The 3,837-nt window shown below is 63.6% G+C and carries 2 protein-coding genes; one reads left to right on the top strand and one right to left on the bottom strand.

The annotated features are described in order from the left end of the window. Positions 1–434 precede the first annotated feature (434 nt). Positions 435–1,091, top strand: a complete 657-nt coding sequence (locus ACFMO5_RS13430; protein ID WP_376793260.1) for a haloacid dehalogenase — start codon at positions 435–437, stop codon at positions 1,089–1,091. A gap of 204 nt (positions 1,092–1,295) precedes the next feature. Here ACFMO5_RS13430 and pbpC read toward each other — a convergent pair whose 3' ends face one another. Then, on the bottom strand, positions 1,296–3,764 hold the full coding sequence (gene pbpC / locus ACFMO5_RS13425; RefSeq protein WP_376793259.1) for a penicillin-binding protein 1C: 2,469 nt from the start codon (positions 3,762–3,764) through the stop codon (positions 1,296–1,298). Positions 3,765–3,837 lie beyond the last annotated feature (73 nt).

Below are 3,837 nucleotides of genomic sequence, written 5' to 3'. Positions count from 1 at the left end.
CCTCCTCGCAGCCCAGAGGGCTGCGAGGAGGGGGGAAGGGTCACCGGTCCTCCCAAGTGCATATCTTAAAAACATCAAACGGAAAAAGCAGAAATGGCGCACGGCTGTGTGCCTCACCATTTCAGCTTTTTGAAGAGATGGCGGCCGGCTGTCCTGGAACGTTTCAGGGGGGCACGATAGGGACGTGCCCCCTTCTTCTTCCATCCAAAGCGGGCGCTCCAGCACCCGACCTCACATGAGGCCTCTTTCTGGCGTACAGATCCGCTTCGGGCTACCATGCGAACCCGTTTGGGATTAGGAGTTACGTCGTTCGGAACCCGTGAGCGGAGGGGAAATGAGAACGTTTTTGGGGAACGGAGTTGGGCGCTAAAGGCTCCCAACGCTGCCCCCAGAGCCCCCACGAGGAAACCCACTGTGTAACAGGGAGGGAACGGATGCCTTGGGAAGAACTTGAAGCGATTAGCCGGGAGATCCGCTCGGCCCTCGAGGCGAAAAATACCGCACGGGATACGGCATTGGTGCGTTGTCGGGAGCTGACCCGTCTGTGCGCTCTGTCGATCCGGGCCATGCATCGTGAGGATTATGAGGAGGGCGAGCGGCTCCTGGAGGAGGCGCGGCAGGCCGCCTTCACCCTCCAAATGGATCTGACCCCTTTCCCAGAGCTGCTCTATGCGGGCTACACGCAGGATGCACTGAAGGAGTGGGTGGAAGCTTCTATCGTCTACGCGATCGTGACCGCCCGCCCGTTGCCTGGGCCGCGCGAACTCCACGTCCCGGAGGCTGCTTACTTGAATGGCCTGGCGGAGGCGGCCACCGAGCTCCGCCGTCGGATCTTGGATCTGATCCGGACGGATCGCTTTGAAGAAGCGGAGCGGTTGCTTCAGGCCATGGATGAGATCTATGAGGTCCTGATCACAATGGATTACCCGGATGCGATTACGGGGAACCTGCGTCGGGCGACGGATGTGGTGCGGGGGACCTTGGAGCGGACCCGGGGGGAGCTCACGTTAAGTTTGCGTGAGCGTCGGTTGCAGGAGGCCCTGCAACGGGTGGAAGCTCGATTGACCCCAGACCAACCTCTTGATCCGTGAAGCCCATGGTCGCTGGCTCGTTTCCTTCCTTCGCGAGGGTTTGGGGGCAGGCCGGGCACCAAAGGTGCCTGGCCCCTCCCTAAAACATCTTTGATCCTCTCGCTGCGGCCCCAAGGCTGTGGGGAGAGGGGGTAAGGCCATTCCGCCTCTTTACGGGAGCTTCGAGCCCAATGTGGCCAAGCGAGTACCCAGGGATAAAGGCCGTTACCGTACCTCAATCGGAAGCGGCAGGGCTTCGATGATCTGTCCATCCGCCAGCTGGGCGAACGCGGTGAATCGATGGGAGCCCGGTGCCAGCATCCACCAGGCGCGATAGGGTGGGCGCGTCCACTCCATCCAGGGGGCTCCATCGATCTCTACCCGAACCCGCCGGGGTAGCCCAGGGCCTGTCCAGTGGAGCTCCACGAGAAGCTGTTGGGCCTCCGGGGCAAGGTGGAGAACACGTCGGTAGATCACCCCCATCGAAGGGGAAACCCAGCGCAGCGCGGCTGCCCCTTCGATCCCTTCATAGGCCTCTAAGGGGGGCATGGGGAATCCGTTCTCCTGTGCCCACTTCCACGCGAACGGCGGCCACATTACGAACACGCGCTCCTCCACCGCCTCCGGCGGCGCCTCGGGCCCTGCCAGTCCACCCGTTCGTCGGTCGATCCGCAGTCGCCGGTAGAGATCATCCAGCTCTTCTGGCTCCGTGCCCTCGATGAACCATTCCTCCCGGGTCTGCGGGCAATCCGGGGTGGGCAGCTTCCCGGAGAGCGCACAAACGGTGACCTGATGCACACCTTCCGGGATCGGGAAATCCCGCGCCGGCAGTCCCCGATGAAGCAGTTCCATCACCGTGTGCCAGATGGGCGCCGCTCCGGTCACCCCGGAGACCTCCCGCAGGGGTGTCTGATCGACGTTCCCGATCCATACCCCCACCACCCAATCCGGGGTGTAGCCGATGGTCCAATTATCCCGCCAGTCGCTGCTGGTCCCTGTCTTCACCGCCGCCGGTCGAGAGAGGTTCAGCGGGCTCCAGGATCCGAACCCCAGGGCCCGGGCGGTCGGATCCTTCAGGATATCTGTGATGAGGAAGACCACCCGGGGGTCCAGCACCTGTGGGCCAGGCTCCGGCGATGCCGCATATCGGAGCCGCCCCCTGCGATCCCGAACCTCCCGGATCAGAATGGGGGTGACGCGGCGGCCGTTGTTGGCTAGTGTTGCGTAGGCGGCCGTGAGATCCAGCAGACGGACTTCCCCCCCGCCCAGGGTCAGAGCAAGCCCATAGCGGGCAGGCGGGCCCGGTAGCCGAACGCCCAGCTCGGCCAGTAACCCCACCAAGCGGGGAACCCCGACCTGCTCCAACACCGCGACGGCCGGCACATTCAGGGAAGAGGCCAGTGCGACCCGGGCGGAAACCGGCCCGTGATAGCGTCGATCGTAATTGATGGGCTGATAGCTTTCACCCTCTGCGGTGATAAAGGTCTGAGGAAGATCCCAAAGCAGGGATGCAGGGGTGAGCCGCGGGCCGTTGCGGGGATCGAAAGCCAGGGCATAGGTGAAGGGCTTGAGGGCAGAACCGGGCTGGCGGGGAATGCGCGCCCCATCGACCGCTCCCTGAATGGTGGCGTTGAAGTAATCCGGACTGCCGACCATCGCCAGGACCTCACCAGTGGAAGGTTGGATCACCACCACCGCGCCATTTCGGGCCCCGGCGCCTGGCCGGTCGGGCCGGGGGCGGTTGATCTCCTCGAGATGCCTTCGCAGGATCTCTGTGATCGCCTCATTCCACGCCAGATCCAGCGTGGTGGTGACGACCAGGCCCTCCGCGAACATCGTTTCCTCCCCGAACCGCTCCACCAGAGCCTCGCGGACCGCCATCACGAAGTGGGGAGCGTGAATCGGAAACGGCGCGCTGGAGAAGCGCAGGCGCTCGGCAGCAGCTATTTGCGCTTCCTCTGGGGAAAGAAATCCATGTCGCACCATGAGGTGGAGCACCTGTCGGCGGCGCTCCTCCGCGGCTTGGGGTTGCGTCAGAGGATCGTACCGGGACGGGGATTGGGGGAGGCCGGCCAGGAGGGCGCATTCCGCCAGATCGAGCTCCGCCGCGTGCTTACCGAAATAGGTCAGGGCGGCGGCTTCCAGCCCATAGGCGAAGTGCCCATAAAAGACCGTGTTCAGGTAGATCTCCAGGAGTTCGTTCTTCCCGTAGCGCCGACTCAGCTCTAGGGCCAGGAGCGCCTCCCGGGCCTTCCGGCGAAGGGTGCGCTCGGCCCGTTCATCCGGGTGCAACAGCAGGGCGCGGGCGATCTGTTGGGGGATCGTGCTGGCCCCCGTGATGGCTTGTTCTTCCCGGAGGTTAACCCATAAGGCGCGCAGGATCGCTATCGGATCCACACCGGGATGAGCGTAGAAACGGGCGTCCTCCGTCGCCAGGGTGGCGGCGATGCAGGGTCGAGGGATCTGAGGGAGGGAGATCCAGGTGTGGCGCCCTTGATGGGGATGGGTGATCTCATAGAGTAGGCGCCCATGGCGATCCAGGATGCGGACCCCGGGCGCAGGGCCCTGTTGTCTGAGCGCTCCAGGATCCGGGAGCGGTCCGATCCACAAAACAAAAGCCCCTATGGCCAACCCGCCTCCCAGTAGGAGGGCTCCCAGGGCTCTCACCAGCCATCGCTGGATCTTTTTCCTCATAATGAGCTTCGCGGCTGTTAAAATCGCAATTTGCTTTGTTGAAAGATAAAAATTTCTGTGAGGGCGGGCTGCC

Source organism: Thermoflexus sp. (genome assembly GCF_042408365.1).
In the GTDB taxonomy this organism is placed as follows: Bacteria; Chloroflexota; Anaerolineae; order Thermoflexales; family Thermoflexaceae; genus Thermoflexus.
This window is presented reverse-complemented; position numbering and strand designations above follow the sequence as displayed.

Excerpts from the sequence above, each read along its gene's own strand:
- pbpC (WP_376793259.1), bottom strand. The coding sequence starts at position 3,764 with ATGAGGAAAAAGATCCAGCGATGGCTGGTGAGAGCCCTGGGAGCCCTC.
- ACFMO5_RS13430 (WP_376793260.1), top strand. The coding sequence starts at position 435 with ATGCCTTGGGAAGAACTTGAAGCGATTAGCCGGGAGATCCGCTCGGCC.